The organism is Bacillus sp. FSL W7-1085 (assembly GCF_038595035.1).
Classification (GTDB): Bacteria; Bacillota; Bacilli; order Bacillales; family Bacillaceae; genus Bacillus; species Bacillus altitudinis.
The window spans coordinates 966,748-991,597 of sequence record NZ_CP152000.1 but is presented as its reverse complement, the minus strand read 5'-3'; the positions used below and the strand labels follow the sequence as shown (position 1 = coordinate 991,597).

Genomic DNA, 24,850 nt, shown 5'->3' with positions numbered 1-24,850 from the left:
TCAATCATTCCACTGCTAAGCTCGTAATCTGCCCGTCTTCCGCTGCTTGTTTCATATAATGATGACAAGTGAAATAAAACAGCTGTGTTTCAAAACGAGTGAGTTCACTCATCAGCTCCAGCACCCTGTCTAGACGGACATGATCAAAGTGAACGAAACTGTCATCCATCATAAATGGGAGCTGACAATCTTGCTGGTGGGACAAAGCAAGTGCAAAACGAATCGAGAGATAAATTTGCTCACATGTTGCTTGTGAAAGCTCCTCCGGGCGGAATAGGCGTCCATCCCTCCGTTTCACAATCAGCCGGTCATCTTCGGCAGAAAATAAAATCACTTCATATCGATCATTCGTTAACGGCTGAATAAATCGGGAAGCTGTTTGGAGGAGTGCTGGTAGCCTCGTTTCTTTATGCTCATTGAGTTTCTCTCGAATGACGGAACGAACGAGCTGAATAGCCGCCCATTTTTTCGCTAGATGCTTTGCCTGCTCCTGCTCTACAGCAAGCTGATGAGTCAAATCAGACACTGTACCTGATGCTTCTATTTGGCGTATTTCTACTGCTAATTCTGCCAAGCGTTTTTTCATATTCGTCACATTCTCTTGCATGTCATTCAGATGTCTTTTTGCTTGTGCACACTGCTCCTCAAGGGTGCGTAAACCTTTACGGACAATGACCTCTTCCTCATCTATATAACCGCTTTTGTGTAGCTCTTGGTTCAGCTGCTGCAAATTGTACAGCCGCTCCCGGTATTCTTTGGATAGATGAGATAGGACATGATAATCTTCTTTTGACGCTGCTTCTACTTTTCGAAAAAGCTCGTCCGTTTGTTTTTCATAATATTGAACTTCTCCTTCTAATGTTGTCAGCTGCTGCTCTACATGTTGAATGGATACGTGCAATGTCTGACGTTCTTTTTCTCTTTTTTCCTCATCTTTCAATATCTCTTGAAAGGCTGAGATATTCTCTTGAATGGTCCCTTCTTTTCTTTGAAGGAGACTCATGAGCGCTGAAACTCTTTGCTCGTAGGTCGATTGCTGCTGTGTGAGCATCTCTATTTCCTTGTTAAGCGCCTCATATGCCGCTGTATTCGCTTTTAATTGTTTCAAGATATGGAAAGCTTCCACAAGGAATGAGAGCTCTGAGGACAAACCCAGCTGCCTTCTCATATCTTCTACTTGTTGCTGTACAGGTTCCAGTTCCCGCTCCCAGTCTTCATATTGCTGTATCATTCTTTCGTATAAAAGCTCCTTTTGCTTCACTAGCGTTTCAGCTGAAGCTGTTTGAACTTGAAAGGAATGATAGGCGTTACTGTCGTTTGCTTCCTTCATCTGAGTCTGTTTAAGTACTGGATAAATAGCGATCAAGACAAAAACGGAAAATCCTGCAAACAGCAACGTCACCCAGCTCTCTGCTAAAACGAATAAGACCGTGAGAATGACAGCACATAGCACGAACATCAGCGGGAATAACCACACTCTGGAATGATTCTGTTTCACTGTAGCCCTTGTGCCCCTGACATCTTCTGCATCTTGCTGTTTAACGGGCTGCTCCTTTAATCCTTTTAGAGCGGTTTCCGCTTCTTCCAGCTCATGTCTTGCATGATCAAACCGGTCATCGAGCTGCGTTTTCCTATCCATTAAACGAACGTATTGGCTCACAGCCTCTTTTAATTCCCACTCAAAGTCAAGTGAATCATCCAGCTGGTCAAGCTTGATTGGACGCTGCCACTTCAGCTTCGCTGATGCTTCTTCTATTTTTTGTTTCAAAGAATTCTGCTCTGTTTTCCCTTCTGCTAAGCGTTTCTTCACAAGTTCAGCATCAGATGATTCAGCTATGACTCGCTTCATCTCCAATACCGTATCCTTGTCATAGAGTGGCTGAACTTGCGTGAGCGACGTTTGCAAATGATCTAATTTTTGTTTCAGTGCCGTCACTTGCGCCTTTTTTGGGTGAAGGTGTGATTCTAATTTATCAAGTTCATGTGCGGTTTCCGGTCTAAACCTTTTGACTCGTTCTGGATAACTAGCCAAATCTTTTTTTAACTCTATCTTGTTTTCTATCATAGGATAAAGTCGAATATGTTCCGTCAAAAGCTGAATCTCTTCTTTAGTCTGTCTCATTTCATGCTGAAGCATTTCTACCTTCTCGGTTAATTCAGCTTGTTCTTTTTTCTTTTCCATATAACGACTTTCTACCAATTTGGCCTGTTTCAACTTACCTGACAGCTCTTTTACATGATCAAGCTGCTGATTTAATTCAGGCTTACGTCCATTCGGTTTAAAAAGCTGCTCCTGCTGTTTTAGCAGCCTGCTGTCCATTTTGGATGCCGCATCTGAGCCAAACAAACTTGAAAAGAGTAGAAATTCCCCTATTTGATCTTGATTTAATGCTTGTACATTTTGCAGACCAAACACGTCAAAAGAATAGATCGATTGGTATAATCTGCGATCTGTTCCCTTTAACATCGCATGTAGAAACGCTTCATCTTTCACTTCACCATTTGGCAGCAACACCTGAGCTTGGCCGCCATGATCAGATGTTCTTTCAATATGAATCTCACCTAATTCCTCATCTAAACATGTAAGAGACCCGCCATAAAATGAGCCATGCTTTGGCTTATACATATGGCTTTTGGAAAAACCAAATAACATCGATTCAATAAACGCCTTCAATGTCGTTTTCCCCGATTCATTCAGGCCGTAAACTAACTGAAAACCGTCATCAGAAAAGTGGAAGGTTTGATTGGAAAATTTCCCGAAATTCGCAATATGGAGTGAACGTATTTTCATCATGCCTCTCCTTCTCTCATAAATGCTTCAGCTGTTCTGCCAGCAGCCTTTGTGCCTCTTCTTTAATATCGATCTCGTCCTCTTTTGTAAAAGCTCTTCCTGCCTTTCTATAGGTTGGATGACGCTTGATCGGTGAAAGCAGCTCATCATACGCATCAAACTCGGCAATTTCTGCTGTTAGTTCTGTCAAAAAAGAATCTTCTGGATAGACGGCATCTTCATGTGTCCGGCAGTCAATCGACATCACCCAAACGAACAAGTCTTCATCTTCCTCCTGTTCATGAAGAACAGCCATCAGCTCCTCAAGCACTTCAAGCTGCGTGAGCTCCATATAAGCAGGAGCATCGCCAGTTAGTTCGATTTTCACAAAATGAGGAACACCTCTCTCTTTCAGTCCACTCATCTTTTTGTCCACAAGTATTACAAGATCGGTCATATGAGCGGTATGTGTGATATCTATTGTCAATGTCTCAAAGATGACATCTGAACAGCTCATAAACTCCGCTCTTTGAGCATCTTCAGATAGGTAAACGACATAACAGCCTTTCTCTCCTGTTTCTTTTATATGTCTTCCTTGCACGTTTCCAGGATAGATCACCATTGGGTCTTCATGCAGAAGAGCCCGCTTATGAATATGTCCAAGCGCCCAATAATCAAAATCCCGCGCTAGAAGCTGCTGAAGCTGAAATGGTGCATACGCATCATGCCCTTCTTGACCTGCTAATGTGCCGTGAAGCATTGCAATATGATAGGGGGCATTTGTTGTTTTTTCATAATAAGGTGTCATATTTTCATGGACAGCTCGCTCTTTGTAGCTGAACCCGTAAATACTTGCCACAAGCTGACCTTCTCTATAAAAGGCTTGCTCACTTGGCGTACTGCTCAAAAAAACGTGAACATTCTCTGGCCACTCAATTGGTGTCCATTCACCACCTAAATGATCATGATTACCATAAATAATAAACACTTCAATCCCGTGTGATTGTAGCTGAAGAAACTGATTTCTTAAAAAAAGCTGTGCTTTTAGGCTGCGATTCGATTCGTCAAATATATCTCCGCTCAGCAGCATAAAGTCTACTTCTCGATCAATCGCAAGTTCAAACATGTTCTTGGCACTTTGAAATGTACTTTCTTTCAACCTCTTAAAAATTCGGTTCGGTATATTGGACATTCCCGCAAACGGACTATCTAAATGAAGATCTGCGGCATGAATAAAAGTGAGCTTCGTCAAACGTCTATCTCCTTGTACGTTACTGTAGTTGTCCATATTTTATCACGCCGTTTTTACGAATGCACGTTCTATCGCTCTCATTCTAAAAAACACATTTTTAGGGGTGAAAAAAGAGGTTTTAACTTCCTCCTTGTATAATTCATTAAAAAACAAGAAGAAAGGGAAGATCAGAGATGGAGAAAACCTACTATTTGACTGTATTTGATTCGTCAGGTGAAACCTTATTAAACGAAAAAATCACCACAGATAGTGATGAAAAAGCAAAAGAATTAGGACGTCATCGTTTAATCGAACAACAATACACAAAGCATTCTCACCGGCTCGTAAATGATGCAGGTAAACTTCTTTTATTTGAACGTTAAAAAAGCCGGCATCTGCCGGCCATTCATTCTTCTATTTAATGAAACACAGGACGTCTTTTTTCCAAAAATGCTTGAACACCCTCCTGATGATCACGGCTTTGTCTCAGTCTAGCTTGTGCAGCACGCTCTTTTTGAAGAACGGCTAACAGCTGTGATTCTGACTGCTGAAAATAAATCATCTTTGTTTCAACAAAGGCTTGAAGTGGCATATTTAAAAATGGCTTGACGCACGCTTTTTGATACGTATCCACCTCATCTTGAAACACGCCGTCTGCAAGGCGAAGCTTGAGCGCTTCTTCAGCCGGTAGCTTTTGTCCGCTCCAAATCAATTGTTTAGCGGTTTGTTCACTAACTCTTTTGGTGAGGAAAAAATGCCCTCCGCCATCTGGGATTAACCCGATTCCATTAAAGTTCATGGCAAGTTTAGCATCTTGATGCATAAACAAATAGTCACAGCTAAGGGCAAAGCTAAAAGCAAGACCAGCCGCTGCCCCGTGGACAAGTGCAATCGTCACTTTTTTCATACTGGCTAAAGAAAGTGTAATTCCCTCGATCAAATCCATCACGCGATGAAAATCTTCTTCACGATCTTGCTTTAGCATCATGCCAATATCTCCGCCTGCTGAAAACCCTTTGCCCATCCCCTTGAGTACAACAATTTTTGCGCTGCTCTCACTCGCTGTATCACACGCTTCCTTCAATTCAGCAAACATGTCAACATGAAACGAATTATACGCTTCAGGTCTATTGAAAACGATTTCAAAAATATCCCCGTCTACCTGACAATTGATATATGTCATCATCCATTCCCCCTCTTTCTTTTCAAGCTCATGACTTACTTCAATTTCCATCAAGTAATTCCTTTTCCTCTACACAAAAAATTTCAAGATCAACTGATACTAAAATAAGCATAATTGTTGAAACGAGAAATATATTTTTATATAGTAAAATAAGAAATAAAACATCATTTGAAAGGGGGAGGATGATTGATAAGAAGTTCCATATGTATATTGATTAGCTGCATCGTCATGTTTTCTCCCTTTTCAAATGTCGTTTTTGCTTCACAAGCAGAAGCGAGCACACCCAGCCTGATTTCTCCATCGATTTATGATGAAGAAATCAACGCTGTGAAGACACCTCCATTTTCAAAAAAACATGCATCATCTCTTCTGTTAAAACAGAGGTTATCAATAGGCGCTTCAAAAGCTTTTCTTGTAAAGTTTGCATCAACCACAGCGTTATCTATTGATTTATGTTTTTTAGAAATGAAGTGTGCAATCCCCATTATGTACCAATCAAATTACCTCGACTGATTCATTTTATTTCATCCGTACTCACTATATGAAAAACAAAACCTATCATATTCGGAGGGATAAAATGAACATTAAAGAAAATGATCTTCCTGGGATTGGAAAGAAATTTGAAATTGAAACGAGAAATAGAGAAAAGATGACGATTGTGATTCATGATGATGGCAGACGGGAGATTTATCGTTTCGACGATGAAGATCCAGATGAAGTACTGTCCACCATTTCTCTCGATGATGCTGAAGCCCGGCAAATTGCTGCCATTATTGGCGGTATGGTGTATAAGCCGCAAGCACTTGAAACGATTGAAATGGCGTTCAATGATTTGATCATTGAATGGTTTAAGGTAGAAAAAGACGCAAAAGCGGTTGGACATACACTCGGCGATTTAGATGTGAGACAAAATTATGAAGTCACCGTCATTGCGATCATTAAACATACAAATGAAAAATTACTCAACCCCGGTGCCGATTCGATTATTCAAGCAAATGATACGATGGTCATTTCAGGCGAAAGAAAACACTTGAAGCGATTGATACGTGATTTTCTTTCTAGAGGGGGAGAGTGATGAATGGATCATTTAGTCTTTGAAGTTGGAACGGCGCTTATTCTCATCGCCATTGCCAGCTTAATCGCCAATAAAATTAAATTTTCTATCATTCCTTTTCTCATTGTCCTCGGGATGATTGTTGGTCCGCATGCACCAACCATCGGGATCATTGATTTGAAGTTTATCGAGAGCACCGAGATTATTTCGTTTTTTGGTAGAATGGGTGTCCTGTTCCTTCTATTCTACCTTGGGCTTGAGTTCTCTGTCGGCAAACTCATAAAATCGGGTAAATCCATTGCAGTCGGCGGATCTATTTATATTTTGATCAACTTTAGCTTAGGATTGCTTTATGGGTTTATCACAGGCTTTGGATTCCTTGAAGTCCTCATTATGGCAGGCGTTATCACCATTTCATCCAGCGCCATTGTCGCCAAAGTCCTTGTCGATTTAAAACGGACAGCGAACCCTGAAACAGAGTTAATTCTTGGGATTATTATGTTTGAGGATATTTTTCTCGCCGTCTATTTATCTGTCGTATCCGGTCTTGTCCTTGGAGATGCCACGTCCGTTGGCGGTGCCTTATTATCTATTTTAATCGCTTTTGGTTACATGATGATTTTCTTTATCATCGCACGTAAGCTACCAAAACTATTAAACAAACTATTCGATATCCGTTCAAATGAAGTATTTATCATTGTCATTTTTGCCGCTTTGTTCTTCGTGGCTGGTTTTTCAGAGACGATTCATGTCGCAGAGGCCATTGGCGCTCTCTTACTCGGTCTTGTGTTTTCAGAAACAGAGCACTCAGACCGCATTGAACATCTCGTTGTTCCTTTTAGAGATTTCTTTGGCGCCATGTTCTTCTTCAGCTTCGGATTGAGTATTGATCCATTTACATTAGGAGATGCCTTCTGGCTTGCGATCGGCGCTGTCATTCTCACCTTAATTGGGAACTTCACCGCCGGGATGTTTGCTGGAAGAAGAGCCGGTTTCTCTCATAAAGCTTCTTCTAATATTGGATTTACCATCGTATCAAGAGGAGAGTTTTCCATCATTGTAGCCGAACTTGGGATTGCAGGCGGGCTTGCCGCTACATTGAAGCCATTTGCTGCATTATATGTATTAATCCTTGCGATTTTAGGACCGCTAGTGACGAAAGAATCAAAGCGTATCTATCAAATCCTAAACAAAATCTTCAAATGGAAAACTGAAAAACCAAAAGTAAAAAGAGAAACAACCATTTAATTGAAAAGGGCCCAGTGCTGGGGGCCCTTTTTTTATATCTATTCAAATTGCTGAAATGCTGTTTCTTGCTTCACTTGTTCTTTCGTATCCCCGCGAATGGTTCGGATGACTTTCTGATTGCGGTAGATCGATAATTTTAAATTGGTCGCCGCTGTTCCATGAGAGTGATCGAGGTTCGTGAATGTAAAGAAATGATGAGACCGTTTGTCTTTAAACACAAGCCTGAAGTCGTCTGTCACTTTAAAATGCTCATCGCTTTCCCATTCAATCAATGGTTCATATGCGCTAAACCATTCCGGAATATTAGGCGTATATCCTGTAGCCAATACCACATGATCGGCTGTCATTTTCTTTTCTTTCTTGAGCTGCCATTGTTTCAAATGCAGCTCTAACTGCTGCTCATCCTCCATATGTATCGCTTCAAGCTCAGTCATTGGCTGAATGAGTACAGAAGGCTCTTCTCCTGAAACGGAGCGATGGTACAATTCCTGATAAATACGAGAAAGCGTCGATGCATCTATGCCATTCCTTAATCCTGCCAGTCTAGGCAATGTGTTCATCCGTTCTTCATAAGGAAGGGAATGAAAATATTCAACATACTTAGGTGTAAATAGCTCCTGACCAAGCTCCGCTGTCTCTAGTTCTCTAAATTCACTTGAACGTGTAAACCACGAAAGCTGCTGTCCTTTCTTCTGATGCTGAAGCAGGTCTAAGAAAATTTCAGCTGCACTCTGACCTGAACCAATCACCGCCACCGTTTCAGCTTCATGAAGTTCTTTTTGTTGATCTACATAACGACTGCTATGGGTCACATGCGGCAACGCAACTTCTGGCACATCGACAGGAATCATCGGCTTGCTTCCAGTTCCAAGGACGACATGCTTTGCACGATATTCAGAAAGCGCCCCATCTTTCAACCGCCGAACTTTTACAAGATACCCGTCTTCACAGTCGGTCACTTCTTCCACCTTCATCCCGAACTGACAGCTATCTAATTCACCTGCAACCCATGATAAATACTCATTGAATTCTCTCCGGGGGATATCAAATTGTTCAAATGTATAAAATCGGTGAAGCCTGTTTGATTCATGTAAATAATTTAAAAATGTATACTTGCTACTTGGATTAGCCATTGTCACAAGGTCCGCTAGAAAGGAAACTTGTAAGTCCGTTCCTTTGATGAGCATACCAGGATGCCAAGCAAATTCGGTTTCCTGTTCAAAAAAACAGCATGTCACATCTTCATACTCCTCTAATAAAGCGGCCAATCCTAAATTTGCTGGCCCAATCCCAATTCCGATCACATCCATCATATGTACACCTGCTTTACCTTTTTACCCCCTATATACCCTTTTACAAATGAAAAAAACACTGCGTCACCGCAGTGTTTACATGTGAGAAACAAATAATGACTCAAGAAACTGAATCTTCTCTTCCGTATAGTGCTCATAACGATCATTATAAGACTTTGGATCTTTTGGATTGGCATACTGCGTAATTTTTCCGGTTCGCGGATCAATGAATTTACTCGCAGCGCCGCATCCAATGCCAATGATCGTCTGCACCTCTTCCATAATGATAATATTATACAAACTTTCCTGTCCATCTAACGAATACCCGACATTTTCGAGATTCCCCAAAATGTTTTTTTGTCTGTATAAATAGTACGGATGATAGTCATGTGCTTTTGTCCAAGCAACCGCTTCATCCATCATACGTGTGATCTCTTCTCGGTCTGCCACTTGATACTTTTCCTTATTGCGGGTCATTTCAGACGCTCTCTTAAAGGAAAGGGTATGCACCGTTAAAGATTCAGGCTTCAGTTCTTCTGTCTGCTGCAAGGAATGTTGGAATTCCTTTAGCCCTTCTCCTGGCAGCCCAATGATTAAGTCCATGTTAATATTATTCATGCCATACTGCCTTGATAAATGATACTTCTCAATCGTTTCTTCCACACTATGGTGCCGGCCAATCGCTTTCAATGTTTCATTCTCATATGATTGCGGATTGATACTAATCCGGTCAATATGATAACGGTTGAGCACTTCCAGCTTATCAGGTGAAATCGTATCAGGTCGTCCCGCTTCTACAGTGACTTCCCGAATATGTTTCACATCTGGAAAAGAGCGATACATCTCCTCATACAGCAAATCCATTTCTTCTGCTGTAATACTCGTTGGAGTACCTCCGCCAAAATAAACAGTCGTCACTTTAATCCCATGTTCCTTTAACCATTCGCCCATTTTTTGCATCTCATAATGCAGCCCAAAAAGAAACGTTCCCACTCTTCCAGCTTGTCCTTGAATGGCATAAGCAGGGAACGTGCAATAAGCACATTTTGTTGGACAGAAAGGAATACCGATATAAATACTCACTTCCTCCTGTAGATCGTACAGATCTGGAATGGCTTTGATTTGACGATCAACAATTTCCTGCATCAAATTGATCTTTTCATCATGAATCAAGTAATCGCGCTTTAACGCTGCATGTGCTTCTTCCTTTGTCATGCCTTCTCTTAGCATCTTATGAAGTAATTTCGTAGGGCGTATCCCCGTAAGAATCCCCCATTTTTGCGTCATTCCTGTATATTCCTGAAGCAGATGTAAATAAACAGACAGCACAGTGTTTTTGATTTGCTTCCAGCGCTCTTTATCGTTCAAGCCCTCCGGCATCTCTCTTGTAAAACAACTCGTCATATCTGATCCAGCAATATGGCCAGAAGCCTCCACCATACCGCCAGTTTCTTTCCAATCAAACACCATAACCAGGCCATCGTTTGCTTCACCTGAATCAAACAGCACTTCACTATCTTCCTCGAATAAATTGGCTATATTGACAAGCGGTCGATGAAATCGTTCATTAGACAGCCCTTTAACTAAAATTCGCATCATATCACCTTTATCTTCAAACTTGTTTCATTTTACAAAATTCATCTAGGAAAAGCAATGAAGAGAACAGACGAAGGCCCTTCCATTTCTTAATAGACAGGGCCTTCACTATATTATCGTTTAATATCAAATTGATGTAAAAAACCTTCCCTTTGCTGCATTCTAAAGTATTCTTTGATCATATAAGCAACACCCTGTTCATCATGAGAACGTGTCACCCAATCGGCTTTACGTTTGACCGAAAGAGGTGCATTCCCCATCGCAACGCCTAAGCCAGCTAACTCAAGCATCGGGATGTCGTCTGTCCCGTGACCGATCACGACCGTATCTTCTAATGTAAAACCTAGTGCTGAGGTTAAAAGAGAAAGTCCTGCTTCTTTCGATACCCCTTTGCATACAATGTTCATTTTCTCATCACTGATCTTAATCAGATCAACAGATGGGAATGCTTGTTGAATGGTTGTGTGGATTTCAGGCTGAAGTGCTGCCGTCGAATACACTTCAATGACAGGTGTGCTAACCGGTTCATCCATGAGCATATCACTTAATGATTCAACAAATTGAACGGGATAGAAAATTGGATCAGACGGATGAATCAACGTTTTTCCCATCAGTTGAGACTGTGTTTTTTTCCGATTGCCGATTGAGAATTTTTCATGTAACAAGCGAACATTACAATCAAAGCTTTCAAGGATCTGCACAAGATTAAATGTTTTCTCTTCCGTTAATTTCTTCACATGGAGCGGCTCATCAAGCTTATCAGCGATAAATGCACCACTATGCGTCACAAGAGTTGAAGTTGGTATTTTCAACGCCTTGGCAATTTTTTGTGCAGATCGAAAATGACGGTTGGTGACAATCGTCACGTAAACCCCTTTTTTCTTAACATATTCCACAGCTTCTTTTGTAGCGGAATGGATTTTCCCATTGGAACGAAGCAACGTTCCATCTATATTGAGTGCAAGTAGCTTTTTTGACACTGAGGCATCCCCCTTCTTGATGACTGTACTTACGATGAGGATATGCCCTAGCTTAGCGCTTTAGAACATGCAGTTGAAGCAGCCCTTGTTTTATGCCTCAATCGCAAATAAAAAAAGCCTACCCCTAGGCTTTTTTTTATGTATGGTTTGGATGCGTAACAATGGCGTGATGAAGCTCCCCATGATCCCCTCATCTTTCACACACCAAAGCATTGCTTATATCATATCCCCTTATGCTTTGCTTTTCTCCCAGAAGCGCTTCTCTCTCATTTGGCTCATCGCCGTAAATCCAAAGTGGAACGCACCCAATTCATCACGATAGCGCTTTTTGAAAGCACTTTCAATAAGTATTATCGCAGAATTTACGAGCTTCGACAACCCTTTTTTTAAAGATATACAAGCGGCGATATGAATGAAAAAAAGGGCGAATATGATCGCCCTTTCAATTAATTTTCTTCAGTATTTCCATAAAGCTCTTCAAGAGGCTTCATGATAATTTTATTTAATTCACCGATGAGAACACTTACGCGTTGTTCTGCTTCCATCAACTGAGAGATTTTATCGTGCTGCTGCACAAGTGCAACCGTTTTTTGCGCTTGCTCTACTTCTTCTTGTGTAATCTCTTGCCCAGTCATTTGTTTTTGTTGAAGGTTTACTTGAATGTCACGGAAGTTCTCAAACATTCTTTTAGAGGATTCATCCCCGTTTACCTCATCATAAAGATTTCTTAACGCTGAATATTCTTCGCTATGACGCAGTGCTTTTTCAAGGTCATATGCAACATCATAAAGATTTACAGACATGTTATGTCTCCTTTCTATCCGTTATCACCGATATGGATCGGCGGACACCACTCCACTATAACAAACTATGGCTTTCGTTTCACATATATACAATAAATTCACCGAAATTTCTCGATCTTGCCTTAGAATAAGGTGACAAAAATCGCTTGTACAGCACCGATCAATCCACCTAAAAGACCACCTAAAAATGTGATCATCTTCAGCTCCTTATTAGATATGCTGATCACAAGCTCTTCCATTTTTTCAAGCGGGAAACGTTCAATTTGTTCACGAATAATTTCTTCAAATTGGAGCTTTGCGAGCAGTCCCTCAAGCGCATTAGATGCGGCTTCAACCCCTTTATCAATGAGAGATGGAGCAAATTTGGTCTTAAGATCATCCGCTACTGCACTGATGTAAACTCCTACTGGTCTATCTAACAGCACCTTTGTAGAAAAATGTGAAAGCAATTGCTTTTTCACACTAAATAGAAGCTCCTTCACATTCCATTTTTCATCAAGCTCATGTAAAGAAAATTGCTTTACCTTGTCCCATTCTTGAACAAGTAAATCTGATAAAAACCTTTTTGTCTCTGCATTCTTTAAGAACTTCATCATTTCAGGATGTACGCGATCAATTAAGCTTGAATTCCCTAAAAACATTTGGACCATACTGCCAAGCATTCCTCGTTCTTTTAAGAAATCATCTATCATATGACCGAGTCTTGCTTTTCCCTCATCACTTTCAAAATAATGAATGCCTCTCTTTAAAATATAATCTGCGGCATCTGGAATTTTTGATGCAATCTTATTTTCTACATCCTGTGGCAACAGCTCAGACAATGTTTGCTGATCATACTTTTCAAGCAGTGAGTGGAGCTTATGATCAGTCCACTGATGAAGCCATGCGTCAGCTCTAACGTCAGCCTGTGAAAAACCGTATTTTTCTAACATGGAGAAAACCGTCATTTCCATATTAGCACCTTTATCAATATATCGGTGCACTGTCCGCAATATCTCTTGCTTTGCCTCTGATGATTCAAATCGTTTTTTAATACCCTCTGGCGTTAGTAAATGCTCCATCACCATGACGCCAACCTGCTTGGCTACTTCATCTCTTCTTTTAGGAATGAGACCCGGTGTAAATGGGAGCTGCTTCCCAAATAAATAATATGGCTTATACGGACGAAAAAGCATTTTAATCGCGAGATGGTTTGTTGCTGCCCCTATCACTGCACCTATCACAATCATAAAGATAAACGTTGTGAATATATCCAAAGTCGTCATCTACCTTTCAAACAACACCTGAAGTTTATTGTTTTTATCTATACGTATTATAGTTGTTGTCAAGAGTCCAAGCAAATGAAGCATTCAATGTGACATATGAGACAACGATCTGTCGTAATGATATAGGAACGCCAAGTTTATGTAAAATCAACAAAAAGTGTTTTTCAGATGTTAAAAAAAGAATTTGAAAAGTAGGTGTTGTTTCATGACGTCAACGCTCGGCATTGTCACTCTTTCTCCGAAGCATGAAGAAGCATTCACACATCAGCTTGCCAAAGCAGCCTCTTCTTTTGATTTAGAAGTTGTTCGTTTTTCACCTCTAGATTTAAAGCCTGCTTCAAATATCATTCACGGTCAAAAATTTAAGACTGGCAAAGGATTTGAAGCGTCAGAATTTCAGATTCCTGACTTGATTTATGATCGTTGTCTTTATCAGCATGACGCACAATCTAAAAAAGCAAAACCTATCATGAATTGGTTAAAGAAGTATCCAAAAACCCTTTTTTTGAATACTGGAATTTCAAATAAAATGCGGCTATTCGAGCAGCTCCGTCTCCTCCCTTCTTTACAACCATATTTACCTGTCTGCTCTCTATTGACAAAGCCTTCAGACCTTCTCAACTTGGTCAGAAAGGGCGGATATTGTAAAATACAGCCGCTTTCTCAACAGCACGCAGCACCCTCTTGCTTCATTTCTTTAAGAGACAAATCACTCATTACTGTGCAGCTAAACGCTAAGCAAATCATCACCTTTTCACATTCAGAAGAGGTTGAGCGTTGGTGCAAAAAGTATATCGGCCGATCTTTCCTTCAATTTTTTAACACGAATGATCAAAAAGACGTTATATTCAATGAAATTAGGATTTTTCTTATAAAAAATTCACCAAATCAATGGAATAGCATGGGAATTCATACAAAACCATCAGTAGAAAACAGCCTTTTAAGCAATACACAAAATTCCATTCATGTGGTAGCCTTTGATCACTATTTAAACTCATTAAAGCCACACATCAAGGAGCTGTTGTTAGATGATATTGCCTCCATTCAATCATCTCTTCCAGCGTTTATAGACAAAACTTTCTCACCGTGTATTGAATTCGCTATAGACTTGCTTCATACAAATGAAGGCAGGCTTTTCATCTCAAATGTAAGATCAAAGCCAGGACGATCCTCTTTTTTAAAAGCTTACCCTGAGAGGGAGAATCAATTGATTCAGACCATACTTGAACATGCCAAATCGATGATGGCTGAAGAAAAGGAGGTTCCTTATGAAGAGAAAACGCTACATCATCGCTCCTCATTCAGCAAGTGAAAAAACAGTATATCTCCCTGCTCAGTTTAAAGAGCAGGAGGCAATTTTATCTATTGCTTTAGGTTCTTGTTTAGTAGATGATTTCGCCATTTCCTATCATCATCAATCTCAAATGATTTTATTATCAGAAGACCTTTATCGCGCTTTACTCATTCCATACAAAACGAAAGCTGATGTCATATTAGTTCAACATACACTCTATATAGGACCTCTCATCGGCATTTTCACTGCAGGATTCGAACAAAATACAGCACCTTTAGGCGCAAGATCTTCCTATTTTATGAAATTGCTGCAATCTTGCAGGCAGCATGCTGGTTTTGCATATCTTTTTGGTACTCATTCTATCGATTGGGATAAAGGAATAGTAGAAGGTTTGCTTTACCAAGAGGAGCGCTGGGTAAAAAAGCAGATGCCCCTCCCATCCGTTGTTTATGACCGGCTGCCTAATAGAAAGGCTGCTCAGTCGGCATTCATTCAAGAAACAAAACGAAAACTCACTCAAGATTACGATATCCCTTGGTTCAATCCTTATTTTTTTAATAAATGGGACATTCATGAACAGCTATTAACAGATGAAAAAACAAGCTCTTTCTTGCCACATTCTATACGATTAGATCCTGTTGATGCTTTAAATAAAATAGAAACACTCCTTCATCTGCATCATGTCATTTATTTAAAACCAACAAACGGCAGTCACGGAGACGGTATTTATCAGTTAAAGAAGGCGGAAAACGGGATCACTGTCTGCTCAAATAAAGGGAAATCCACTTCATATCATTCCGTAGACCATTTCGTGAAAAAACTGCGGGAAGATTGTGCAATTCAAGACTTGATTGCACAACAAGGCATTGAGCTTCTTCAAATAGACAATCAACCACTGGATTTTAGAATTCATACGAATAAAAATAAGTATGGTCATTGGACTGTTACAGCCGCTGCTGGAAAAGTTTCAGGAGATCACACTGTCACAACCCATCAACTGCATGGTGGTTCAGTAAAAACACTGTATGATATCTTTCCTGATGCAGAGAAACGTTTGAAGGTTTTGCAAGAGCTCTCTGATACTGCCCTCGCACTTAGTCGTGTGATAGATGAAAAAATGCCCGGTCTGATTGGGGAAATTGGTTTTGACTTAGGTATTGATCACTTAGGTGCTATCTGGATGTTTGAAGCCAATTCTCGTCCAGGCCGCGAGATTTTTCTGCATGCACCATTGAAAAACTCAGAATGGCTGATTGGGAAAAGAATCGTTGAATACGCATCTTACCTAACACAAATGGCTCTTACTCCTATAGACCATGCAAACGCCTACTGATGTTTTCTTTTCATGTCTCTGAAATCTGTGCTTTCCCTATGCTCTTTTCATCAGATGAGATACAATAAAACCAAGTTCAAGGTTGTTTCCGTATTGTCGTGTGTATTTATTGTTTCATCAATAAAAGCAAGGAGGCAATGATGATATGATTTCTCATTTTCAATGGAAACCTCTCTTTAAAAAAGCGCAATTACCTGGCTGGAAAATATCCTTTTTTCATAATGGTTCACACTATGAAGGCATTTATCACAAAACGGGTGATATTGAATGGGGCTCTCAGCTTCCGCCTCATGAAGTTGAGCCAACCTTAAAAGAAGAAATCCACGAATTAATGCTATTCCATGTGTATGATTAAACTGTTTAAGGAGCCTCGCCATGTTAGAAAAACTAAAACTTGTTTACGGACACCATATCATCAGTTCACCAACAAATGATAAACAAATTCTCTGGTATCAAACAGACGAAGGCGAAATTTTTGGAGTAAACAAAACGGAGCTAACAGAAAGGGAAGCGCTTCTTCTCAATTCATTCCTCACACCAATTGATGTACCTCATACGCAGGAAACGGAAGAAGAACAGAAATGGTACAGCTATCTCTTTGAAAACAAATCAATCACCATCGATCAATCCGTCCGTGTTTATTTTTTCAAAATGGATCACCAAGCAGAACAAAGGCAGCAAATAAAAGAGGCTGTGAACAGCAGCCTCGAACATATTCATTTCATATGGACAGGCACTGAAACAGCTATGCTCATTCAAACAAACGCTACATCAGAAAATGGTCAACTTGAACAGCTACATGATTTGTCTCAAGCCATCACAAGTGATTTTTTAACAGACGTTATCTTCATGCAAGGACAGCTGCATTTGCCGAATGGAAATTTAAAAATGAGATTATTAAATGAACATCAGCTCTTTTTATGGCATCTGAAGCAAGGAAAACTTAGGTCAGGGGTTGCAACATTTTATCAATGTTTACCTGCTTTCATTCGCCACGATACAGACATGGTTTCTGCCGCTATTTCAGATGCATTTATAGAAACAATCTTTGATCGGGACGTTTACCGGACTCTCACGACCTATATGCAGTGTAATTTAAATGCATCGCAGGCAGCAAAAGCGTTATATGTTCATCGAAACAGCCTCCAGTATCGGATTGATAAATTTATTGAACGGACAGGACTAGATATACGGCATTTTCAAGAAGCGTCAGCTGCTTATTTCATGATGAATCTTCTCGATCTTTCTTAAATGATCCTATCATGAGCACCTTGCCTAAAAATGAAAATAAGATGTTGTGCACGTTGTCCATTTACAGACACCCTTCCTTTTTATACACTTCATTTATAAGTAAAGCGCTTTCAAAAAGGACTGGGAGGCTACCACCTATGGCTGAAATGATGCTAAATCAAATTTATAAAGTGTACGATAACAAAGTAACAGCAGTAGATAACTTTAATCTACATATTGAGGATAAAGAATTTATTGTGTTTGTTGGTCCATCTGGGTGCGGAAAATCAACAACCCTCCGCATGATTGCAGGCCTTGAAGAAATTTCACAAGGGGATTTTCTATTAGACGGCAAGCGAATGAATGATGTGGCACCAAAAGACCGGGATATTGCGATGGTTTTCCAAAACTATGCCTTATATCCTCATATGAATGTGTACGATAATATGGCTTTTGGATTAAAGCTTCGAAAATTTCCTAAAGCAGAAATTGATGAGCGGGTACGAAACGCTGCAAAAATATTAGGGCTTGAACAATACTTAGATCGAAAACCTAAGGCATTGTCTGGAGGTCAAAGACAGCGTGTTGCACTTGGAAGGGCCATTGTACGCGATGCAAAAGTCTTTCTTTTGGATGAACCTCTCTCTAATTTAGATGCTAAGCTTCGTGTTCAGATGCGTGCCGAAATTTCTAAACTTCATCAGCGGCTGCAGACGACATTCATCTATGTCACACACGATCAAACAGAAGCCATGACAATGGCTACTCGGCTTGTTGTCATGAAAGATGGCTTTATTCAGCAGGTTGGCGCACCAAAGGATGTGTATGAAAACCCAGAGAATGTCTTTGTAGGAGGATTTATTGGCTCTCCAGCGATGAACTTTTTTACAGGAAAACTGTCTGACGGAGCCATTGCCATTGGGAATACGCACATTCGTATACCAGAAGGAAAAATGAAAGTATTACGCAGTCAGGGCTATATCGGAAAAGATGTGATTCTAGGCATCAGACCAGAAGATTTCCATGATGAGCCTGTGTTTATAGAGGCTTCTGAAGGAACAAAAATTGAAGCAAACGTAGAAGTGGCTGAATTAATGGGAGCCGAAACGATGCTTTATTCTTCTCTCGCTGGTCAAACGTTTATTGCACGTGTTGATTCTCGCACAGATATTCAGGCAGGTCAGACGATCCCTCTTGCCATTGATATGAATAAAGCGCACTTCTTTGATACAGAGACTGAGCTGCGCATCCGCTCAGCTGAATAAGAAGACGTTCCACAAACCATCACCATTGGGTGGTGGTTTTTTGTATGTGAAAACAACATTTACCATGTTCTTTTTCCGTATTTTTTTTTCGTAGCGAACCATAATATTTAGTACAAAGCAGTTACCGCATTGGGTTTCGCCAAGTGGCAAATGACTTGGTCATTTCGCTGGTGCGACTCCAGCAAACCCAACCAAAAAAATCTTATATAAAAAGGAGATTCACATCATGGCAAATTCTAATAGTTCAAATCAATTACTAGTTCCTGGAGCAGCGCAAGCAATCGATCAAATGAAATACGAAATCGCTTCTGAGTTTGGTGTAAACCTTGGAGCAGAAACAACAGCTCGTGCTAACGGTTCAGTTGGTGGAGAAATCACGAAACGTCTTGTATCTTACGCTCAGCAAAACCTTGGCGGAACAAAAGCTTAATTTCATATCTGGATCATAGAAGGCACCTCTTATGGTGTCTTCTTTTTTTGGTTTTATCCCTCACCGATTCCTTTTGAATTCATATGATGTATTAGAAAGGAGCGGATCTTCATGGACATTATTTCAGGTGTGAATTTTGAACTTCTACAATTTGTCGGTCTCTCTCTATTATGTGAATATGCTCATAGTATTCGGTCCTTTCATCTTTATAAAAAAAGCATGACATAAAACTGTACCATTTTAAGTTCTTTTCACTTATAGTATGTAGTGGAGGGATCGATCAGATGAAAATAGCTCTTTTCGGTGCTCATGGACGTGTAGGACAAGCATTTCTTCGTTTCGTAAAAGAAGATGATCGTTACATGGTTCGCTCGTTAATTCGGACAAACCGGGAAGAAATGCTTGCGGGTATGTTTCAAGTCACCGGCAATTCCAGAAATCAAGAGGATGTGCTTGAAACAATTAAAGGATCAGATATTGTCGTGAGCTGTCTATCAACAGATGGTGATGATACTTTATCTGTTTCAACGGAGCATATCGTACAAGCCATGAAGCAAACAGGAACATCAAGAATTATAACGATTGGCACTGCGGGGATTTTGAAAGCAAGGCAGCAGCCTGAGCTTTACCGCTTTGAAACAAATGAATCAAGGCGAACCACTTCCCGAGCTGCTAAAGAACATGCCAAAGCATTTGAAATTCTTCAATCAACTGAACTAGATTGGACAATCATTTGCCCAACCTATTTACCAGATGGAGAAGTGACACGGTCATATCGCTATGAAAAGAATTTTCTCCCTATAGATGGACAGAAAATCTCAGTTGAAGATACCGCACACTTTTTGTATCAGCAGTTAAACTCAAAAGAATTTGTGCATCAACGTGTTGGTATCGCCTATTGATGGAAACACACCCAATGTAGCCAGAGAAATTCAAAAAGTCGAGGTGAAAATCACCTCGACTTTTTAATATGAGTATAAAAATAGATTAAATTGAACATTCCAAAAAATCAATTAAAGAGTAATCCAGCCTGACTTTGAATGAACTCTTTTTACTACACCTTTTCCTGTAACAAATCTAATTCTTTTTCCTTTTACTTTGTACTCAATGAAAGGCAATTGAACATCTATAAGATCATATTTTTTATTCTTAGTTAAAAAGTCTTCTAAATACCCCATTTGCCAATATCCATTATATACCATATTTTTAAGAGTACCTCGAGCACTAGGAGCTAAGGTAGTTATTAAACCAGACACTCCCGCAACTACTCCTGCAGGTGTACTAGTTACAAATACCAATCCAAGTACAGTCGCACTTGTGCCTAGTGCATCTTTTAGCTTGCTGTAATCTTTTTTATTAAATCCTTTATCAAAAATATTACGCTGAGCAGATGTCATTTTTCTAACTTGGCTTAAATTAAGAGTAACCCTTGCAGCATATTCTGAAGAATCAATATTACCTAAAGCATGAACTTGTCCAACCTGATTAGCAGTCTTAAATGATTGAATTTGTGATGATAAATCCGTTTTTGTCTCAACTACTTGTTTCTTTGGTACTTTTTGTTCAGCTGCTGATGCAGATGATGTAATTTCACTAAATCCAGAAATAATTAATGTTGTTGCAGCAATCAAGATGACGTTCTTAAATAACCTTTTTCTACTCTTCATATTCAATCCTCCTGTTTTTTGATACAAGAATATAATATCACAAATAAGAGAAAATCATATATTTTTGGATAAAAAAACTAAAAAATATATATAAAAATTCATTAATTAACCATTTTACATATCTTATTTCACATATGTGATATTGATTCATAATTACAAAAATATATATTCCTATTAATATTAAAGTTACTTGAGTTTCACCACTGAGAAAAGCCTCTTTCAGTTGAAAGAGGCTTTCTATATTAAAATACTTAATCAGCCGCTCGTCACAGCTCCCTTTTGTAATTCGTACATTTGCGCATACAGTCCGCCTTGCTCCATGAGCTCTTCGTGGCTGCCGCGCTCGACAATCTCACCCTTTTCTAACACCAAAATCATGTCAGCTTTCTTAATAGTAGATAATCGGTGCGCAATGACAAAAGTGGTTCGTCCTTCTTTGACGACATCCAGTGCCCGTTGAATGATGGCTTCTGTTTCTGTATCAATGTTAGCCGTCGCTTCATCTAGAATTAAGATCGCTGGATCGTATGCCAGTGCACGGGCAAATGAAATCAATTGACGCTCCCCAGAGGAAAGAGTACTCCCCTTTTCAACAACTGGTTCATCAAAACCTTCAGGCAAATGCTTTAATAGTTCTGCTGCGCCCACTTGCTTTAACGATGTTTCAATCGTTTCTCTTTTAATGTCTTCATTTCCCAAACTAACATTGGATGCGATCGTTCCAGAAAATAAATAAGGATCTTGCAGTACAATGCCCATTTGTTTACGCAGCGTTTGGCGCGACTGATCATAGATGCTTTTTCCATCAATGAGGATGTCCCCATGCTGAATATCATAAAAACGTAGCAGCAAATTCATGATCGAACTTTTCCCAGAACCGGTATGTCCAACGAGTGCTACCGTCTGACCTTTTTTCGCCTCAAAGGTGATGTTCTTTAATACATTTTTCCCTTCATTATACGCAAAGGTAACATCCTGAAATTGGACGTGTCCCTCTAGTTTCTTCTGAATTGGTTCTTCCACTTCAGTACCTGGCTCATCTAATAATCGAAAGACCCGTTCAGATGAAACCCTGGCTAATTCTAATCTAGAGAATTGATTCACAATGCCTGTAATCGGCTGGAACAAACGATTTAAATAATCGACAAATGCATAGAGCACCCCAATCGACACAATGCCCGTCGCACTTAAGGACGCGCCGCCAAAATACCAAATGAGTGCGACATATGCTAAGTTCCGAAGCAGATTCACCAAGTTATGTGAAAGCAGTGAATTTAAATGAAGCATCTTTCGCTGATATCGAAAGTGATTGTTATTCAGCTCATCAAATTCTTCTTTCGTTGCTTGTTCATGTCGAAATGCTTGAATAATCGTCATTCCTTGAATGGCTTCATTTAGCTTGGCATTAATTTCACTAATGATGGAACGAATGCGGTGATTGTAAACCGACGCAAACTTTCGATAAGTCATCGACCATAGGAAAATAATCGGAACAGCCACTAAACAAATGAGCGCCAGCTTCACATTTAATAAAAACATGGCTGTATAAATGCCAATCATGTAAATGGCACTTGTAACGAAATTCGCTAGTACTGTAACATATAAATCACGTATGGTTTCTGTGTCATTCGTAATCCGCGCGACAACCTTTCCAGCCGGTAAATTATCAAAATACCGAATCGGAAGCGTTTGAATATGTTCAAATACATCCACTCGCATTTTTTGAATAATGCGATTTGCAATACGCTGGAGTAAATAGTGCTGCCCATATTGAAAGAAAATCGCAATGACGAGCATCCCAAAATAAAATAGAACAAGCTGTACCAAACCACTGATTTCCGGCTGATAAAAAGCAAAGATTTCCTCTTTGGATAAACGCTGTACCTGATACGTCTCACGCTCGCTCCCATTTTCAATGGTGAGCTGATCCCCTTCTATTGTCCGGCTCCCGTCAAATCGAATCGGTTCATTCACAAAATAGTACCCAAATCCGACTTGCACGACATTGATTTGCTTTCCAGCTTCATTTTGATTCTGTAGCCGGTCACTTCTTATATAGTTATTTCCCTGGTAATAAACCGTTTTATCTGTTTTTTCATTTACCTCAACATACGGTTTTTCTACACCTAAAATATGATCATCAATCATTTTTTTCCCAATGAAAGGTCCTGTCAACTCAGCACCAACTGCAATGATCAGAAAGATCAAAGCAACAGACAATACTTTTTTATACAGGAGTGCATAGGCAAGAAGTCTTCTCCCTGTTGTCATGCCTCATCCCCTCCTTCCAGCTGATTTGTCAGCTGCTGACGCAGAAATTGCTCTTTATACCATCCATCTTGCTGAATAAGCGCTTGATGGGTTCCCTTTTGAACAATACGTCCTTCTTCCATGACAAGAATGAGATCCGCATGCTCTACAGCTGATAGACGGTGGGTTGTAATAAATGTCGTTTTTCCATGACGATTTTGTCTTAAATTCTCTAAAATAGCCGTTTCTGTTTTTGCATCAACTGCAGATAACGAGTCATCCAAAATCAAAATGTCTGGATCAATTAATAAAGCACGTGCAATGGAAATCCGCTGCTTCTGTCCTCCTGACAGCGCCACTCCCTTTTCTCCAACCATGGTTTCCAAGCCTTCTGGTAAAAGGCGTAAATCCTTTTCAAAGTAAGCATCTTTAATCGCTTGTGCTAATTCAGCTTCTCTTGCGTCTCTATGACCGAAACGCATATTCTCTTCTACACTTTTTGAGAAAAGGACATGATCTTGCGGAACATAGCCAATCCATTGGAACAGTCGATCCAATTCAATGTCCTCAATTGGAACACCTGAAAGCAAGATCTTCCCATCACCTGTCGGATACTGACGAAGAAGCTGTTTGACAATCGTTGTTTTTCCGCTTCCCGTTTTTCCTGTAATACCAATCGTTTGCCCTTTTCGTACAGTAAAGGAGACATCCGTTAGATTATCTTTAGAGGAAGTTGGATACCTAAATGTCACATGTTCAAATTGAATATCGCCAGGCTCTTGTAATCTTTTTGGCTTGGCTGCGTCAGTTACATCCGGTTGATAACTGAGTGTATGATTCAACCGGTCTAATGAGGCATTTCCTCTTTGCATGATATTAATCAATTCACCAATGGCAAACATTGGCCAGATCATCATCCCCAGATAGACGTTAAATGCGACAAGCTCACCAATGGTTAAATCACTTTGGAACACAAGATATGCGCCGTAACCGATACCGATTAAATAACTGATCCCCACAAGCAATTTCACCGTCGGCTCAAACAATGAATCAATGATCGCTACTCTCATATTTTTTTGAAAAACATCATCTGTCATTTCTCGAAAGCGATTCACATCTTGTTTTTCCTGTACAAAAGACCGAATCACCCGAACGCCGGCAACTGATTCTAATACACGATCATTCATATCACCAAATGCATCTTGAGCGACTGTAAAGCGTTCATGAATTTTACTGCCATAAAACGCTATCAAAATCGCCATCAACGGCATCGGGATAATGGCCATTAAAGTTAATTTCCAGCTGATCGTCAACCCCATCGTAAAAAAGATCATCAGCATGTAAGCAGTGGAATCGACTAATGTTAAAACGCCAAAGCCCGTTGTTAAAGCCACAGCATTCAAATCATTTGTACCTAGCGCCATTAAATTTCCGGTTTTTTTCTTTTCATAAAAGGTGGGTGTCATCTTAAGTAAGTGGCGCATTAATTTTCCGCGCATCACACGCTCCATGACATTCGCGCCACCAAATAACTGATACATCCAAAAGTAGGTGAGTGCATAGACACTGACACCAAGTAAGCAAAAAATGGTTACGTAAAATAAGATACTGGATGTTGTAAATTGACCCGACCAAATGTCATCAACTGCTTGACCTAGATACCTTGGTGGCAGCATTTCAAGCACATTCACAATGAGCAGCAGCGTAATGGCGATTGTATAGCGCCTCCACTCTTGTTTAAAGAACCAGCCTAATTTCACAAATACTGAAAACATGTTTGTCTCTCCTTTTAAAGCTAGCCGCTTTCTATATTTTCCTGATTGTCACCTTGTTTCGTTTTTTGAACTTTTGTCATTTGTCTTGCCTTTGGCATGTTCACATGCTTTCACTCCTCTTCATTTAGTTGTTGATGCATTCCATTATTTCGAGATGCGAAATGTATACAACAAAAAAAGAGGC

General features: G+C 40.0%; 21 protein-coding genes. 10 read left to right on the top strand and 11 right to left on the bottom strand.

What is annotated here, in order from left to right:
• Positions 1-4: 4 nt before the first annotated feature.
• Together MKY11_RS04950 and MKY11_RS04945 are read right to left on the bottom strand one after the other, a co-directional pair.
• Positions 5-2,791 (bottom strand): AAA family ATPase, encoded by a 2,787-nt coding sequence (locus tag MKY11_RS04950; RefSeq protein ID WP_342501905.1) that lies wholly within the window; start codon positions 2,789-2,791, stop codon positions 5-7.
• Positions 2,792-2,807: 16 nt separating this feature from the next.
• A complete protein-coding gene (locus tag MKY11_RS04945; RefSeq protein ID WP_081114751.1) occupies positions 2,808-4,022 on the bottom strand; it encodes a DNA repair exonuclease in 1,215 nt (404 codons plus the stop codon).
• Between the two features lie 173 nt (positions 4,023-4,195).
• Here MKY11_RS04945 and MKY11_RS04940 point away from each other — a divergent pair, with 173 nt between their 5' ends.
• The gene (locus MKY11_RS04940) at positions 4,196-4,384 is read left to right on the top strand and encodes a YhzD family protein (RefSeq protein ID WP_024719988.1); all 189 of its coding nucleotides are present in this window, start codon (positions 4,196-4,198) and stop codon (positions 4,382-4,384) included.
• Positions 4,385-4,419: 35 nt separating this feature from the next.
• Here MKY11_RS04940 and MKY11_RS04935 read toward each other — a convergent pair whose 3' ends face one another.
• Positions 4,420-5,235, bottom strand: a complete 816-nt coding sequence (locus tag MKY11_RS04935; RefSeq protein WP_081105402.1) for an enoyl-CoA hydratase — start codon at positions 5,233-5,235, stop codon at positions 4,420-4,422.
• 526 nt (positions 5,236-5,761) lie between these two features.
• Here MKY11_RS04935 and MKY11_RS04930 point away from each other — a divergent pair.
• Together MKY11_RS04930 and MKY11_RS04925 are read left to right on the top strand one after the other, a co-directional pair.
• The gene (locus MKY11_RS04930; protein ID WP_017366937.1) at positions 5,762-6,259 is read left to right on the top strand and encodes a cation:proton antiporter regulatory subunit; all 498 of its coding nucleotides are present in this window, start codon (positions 5,762-5,764) and stop codon (positions 6,257-6,259) included.
• 3 nt (positions 6,260-6,262) lie between these two features.
• Positions 6,263-7,486, top strand: coding sequence for a cation:proton antiporter (locus MKY11_RS04925; protein WP_342501904.1), 1,224 nt, complete (start codon positions 6,263-6,265; stop codon positions 7,484-7,486).
• 38 nt (positions 7,487-7,524) lie between these two features.
• Here the strand turns inward: MKY11_RS04925 and MKY11_RS04920 are convergent, their stop codons facing one another.
• From MKY11_RS04920 to MKY11_RS04900, 5 genes are all read right to left on the bottom strand, one after another.
• The gene (locus tag MKY11_RS04920) at positions 7,525-8,799 is read right to left on the bottom strand and encodes a SidA/IucD/PvdA family monooxygenase (protein ID WP_342501903.1); all 1,275 of its coding nucleotides are present in this window, start codon (positions 8,797-8,799) and stop codon (positions 7,525-7,527) included.
• Positions 8,800-8,874: 75 nt separating this feature from the next.
• Positions 8,875-10,374 (bottom strand): coproporphyrinogen III oxidase, encoded by a 1,500-nt coding sequence (locus MKY11_RS04915; RefSeq protein ID WP_113767243.1) that lies wholly within the window; start codon positions 10,372-10,374, stop codon positions 8,875-8,877.
• Between the two features lie 113 nt (positions 10,375-10,487).
• Positions 10,488-11,354, bottom strand: coding sequence for a Cof-type HAD-IIB family hydrolase (locus MKY11_RS04910; RefSeq protein WP_024719982.1), 867 nt, complete (start codon positions 11,352-11,354; stop codon positions 10,488-10,490).
• Positions 11,355-11,800: 446 nt separating this feature from the next.
• Entirely contained in the window at positions 11,801-12,157 is a 357-nt protein-coding gene (locus tag MKY11_RS04905; RefSeq protein ID WP_008348927.1) for a YlbF family regulator, read from the bottom strand.
• Positions 12,158-12,279: 122 nt separating this feature from the next.
• Positions 12,280-13,413, bottom strand: a complete 1,134-nt coding sequence (locus tag MKY11_RS04900; protein WP_073415433.1) for a DUF445 family protein — start codon at positions 13,411-13,413, stop codon at positions 12,280-12,282.
• A gap of 214 nt (positions 13,414-13,627) precedes the next feature.
• On the opposite strand from MKY11_RS04900, the gene MKY11_RS04895 reads away from it, so the two are divergent.
• The 7 genes from MKY11_RS04895 to MKY11_RS04865 all read left to right on the top strand — a co-directional run bounded on the left by MKY11_RS04895 (position 13,628) and on the right by MKY11_RS04865 (position 19,876).
• Positions 13,628-14,734 carry a YheC/YheD family protein gene (locus tag MKY11_RS04895; RefSeq protein WP_342501902.1) on the top strand — a complete coding sequence of 369 codons (1,107 nt, stop codon included), beginning with the start codon at positions 13,628-13,630 and terminating at the stop codon, positions 14,732-14,734.
• Positions 14,691-16,049 carry a YheC/YheD family protein gene (locus MKY11_RS04890; protein ID WP_342473963.1) on the top strand — a complete coding sequence of 453 codons (1,359 nt, stop codon included), beginning with the start codon at positions 14,691-14,693 and terminating at the stop codon, positions 16,047-16,049. The genes MKY11_RS04895 and MKY11_RS04890 overlap by 44 nt, the downstream gene beginning before the upstream one ends.
• Positions 16,050-16,194: 145 nt before the next feature.
• Positions 16,195-16,404, top strand: a complete 210-nt coding sequence (locus MKY11_RS04885; protein WP_008348933.1) for a YheE family protein — start codon at positions 16,195-16,197, stop codon at positions 16,402-16,404.
• 20 nt (positions 16,405-16,424) lie between these two features.
• On the top strand, positions 16,425-17,300 hold the full coding sequence (locus tag MKY11_RS04880; RefSeq protein WP_342501901.1) for a helix-turn-helix domain-containing protein: 876 nt from the start codon (positions 16,425-16,427) through the stop codon (positions 17,298-17,300).
• Between the two features lie 137 nt (positions 17,301-17,437).
• Positions 17,438-18,544, top strand: coding sequence for a sn-glycerol-3-phosphate ABC transporter ATP-binding protein UgpC (gene ugpC, locus MKY11_RS04875; RefSeq protein ID WP_327855360.1), 1,107 nt, complete (start codon positions 17,438-17,440; stop codon positions 18,542-18,544).
• Between the two features lie 226 nt (positions 18,545-18,770).
• Positions 18,771-18,974: an alpha/beta-type small acid-soluble spore protein gene (locus MKY11_RS04870; RefSeq protein WP_008348940.1), complete on the top strand. Its 204-nt coding sequence runs from the start codon at positions 18,771-18,773 to the stop codon at positions 18,972-18,974.
• Positions 18,975-19,258: 284 nt separating this feature from the next.
• Positions 19,259-19,876 (top strand): NAD(P)H-binding protein, encoded by a 618-nt coding sequence (locus tag MKY11_RS04865; RefSeq protein WP_039167593.1) that lies wholly within the window; start codon positions 19,259-19,261, stop codon positions 19,874-19,876.
• A 111-nt stretch (positions 19,877-19,987) separates the two neighbouring features.
• Here the strand turns inward: MKY11_RS04865 and MKY11_RS04860 are convergent, their stop codons facing one another.
• From MKY11_RS04860 to MKY11_RS04850, 3 genes are all read right to left on the bottom strand, one after another.
• Complete coding sequence (locus tag MKY11_RS04860) at positions 19,988-20,641, bottom strand: hypothetical protein (protein ID WP_274661008.1); 654 nt, start codon at positions 20,639-20,641, stop codon at positions 19,988-19,990.
• Positions 20,642-20,896: 255 nt separating this feature from the next.
• The gene (locus MKY11_RS04855; RefSeq protein ID WP_041507522.1) at positions 20,897-22,912 is read right to left on the bottom strand and encodes an ABC transporter ATP-binding protein; all 2,016 of its coding nucleotides are present in this window, start codon (positions 22,910-22,912) and stop codon (positions 20,897-20,899) included.
• Positions 22,909-24,666: an ABC transporter transmembrane domain-containing protein gene (locus tag MKY11_RS04850; protein WP_342501900.1), complete on the bottom strand. Its 1,758-nt coding sequence runs from the start codon at positions 24,664-24,666 to the stop codon at positions 22,909-22,911. The genes MKY11_RS04855 and MKY11_RS04850 overlap by 4 nt, the downstream gene beginning before the upstream one ends.
• Positions 24,667-24,850: the final 184 nt, after the last annotated feature.

What these genes read in the sequence shown, in the direction of transcription:
- MKY11_RS04925 (WP_342501904.1), top strand. Translation starts at nt 6,263, where the DNA reads ATGGATCATTTAGTCTTTGAAGTTGGAACGGCGCTTATTCTCATCGCC.
- MKY11_RS04880 (WP_342501901.1), top strand. Translation starts at nt 16,425, where the DNA reads ATGTTAGAAAAACTAAAACTTGTTTACGGACACCATATCATCAGTTCA.
- MKY11_RS04940 (WP_024719988.1), top strand. Translation starts at nt 4,196, where the DNA reads ATGGAGAAAACCTACTATTTGACTGTATTTGATTCGTCAGGTGAAACC.
- MKY11_RS04905 (WP_008348927.1), bottom strand. Translation starts at nt 12,157, where the DNA reads ATGTCTGTAAATCTTTATGATGTTGCATATGACCTTGAAAAAGCACTG.
- MKY11_RS04920 (WP_342501903.1), bottom strand. Translation starts at nt 8,799, where the DNA reads ATGATGGATGTGATCGGAATTGGGATTGGGCCAGCAAATTTAGGATTG.
- MKY11_RS04885 (WP_008348933.1), top strand. Translation starts at nt 16,195, where the DNA reads ATGATTTCTCATTTTCAATGGAAACCTCTCTTTAAAAAAGCGCAATTA.
- ugpC (WP_327855360.1), top strand. Translation starts at nt 17,438, where the DNA reads ATGGCTGAAATGATGCTAAATCAAATTTATAAAGTGTACGATAACAAA.
- MKY11_RS04950 (WP_342501905.1), bottom strand. Translation starts at nt 2,791, where the DNA reads ATGAAAATACGTTCACTCCATATTGCGAATTTCGGGAAATTTTCCAAT.
- MKY11_RS04870 (WP_008348940.1), top strand. Translation starts at nt 18,771, where the DNA reads ATGGCAAATTCTAATAGTTCAAATCAATTACTAGTTCCTGGAGCAGCG.
- MKY11_RS04935 (WP_081105402.1), bottom strand. Translation starts at nt 5,235, where the DNA reads ATGGAAATTGAAGTAAGTCATGAGCTTGAAAAGAAAGAGGGGGAATGG.
- MKY11_RS04915 (WP_113767243.1), bottom strand. Translation starts at nt 10,374, where the DNA reads ATGCGAATTTTAGTTAAAGGGCTGTCTAATGAACGATTTCATCGACCG.
- MKY11_RS04860 (WP_274661008.1), bottom strand. Translation starts at nt 20,641, where the DNA reads ATGAAGAGTAGAAAAAGGTTATTTAAGAACGTCATCTTGATTGCTGCA.
- MKY11_RS04895 (WP_342501902.1), top strand. Translation starts at nt 13,628, where the DNA reads ATGACGTCAACGCTCGGCATTGTCACTCTTTCTCCGAAGCATGAAGAA.
- MKY11_RS04930 (WP_017366937.1), top strand. Translation starts at nt 5,762, where the DNA reads ATGAACATTAAAGAAAATGATCTTCCTGGGATTGGAAAGAAATTTGAA.
- MKY11_RS04855 (WP_041507522.1), bottom strand. Translation starts at nt 22,912, where the DNA reads ATGACAACAGGGAGAAGACTTCTTGCCTATGCACTCCTGTATAAAAAA.
- MKY11_RS04850 (WP_342501900.1), bottom strand. Translation starts at nt 24,666, where the DNA reads ATGTTTTCAGTATTTGTGAAATTAGGCTGGTTCTTTAAACAAGAGTGG.
- MKY11_RS04890 (WP_342473963.1), top strand. Translation starts at nt 14,691, where the DNA reads ATGAAGAGAAAACGCTACATCATCGCTCCTCATTCAGCAAGTGAAAAA.
- MKY11_RS04865 (WP_039167593.1), top strand. Translation starts at nt 19,259, where the DNA reads ATGAAAATAGCTCTTTTCGGTGCTCATGGACGTGTAGGACAAGCATTT.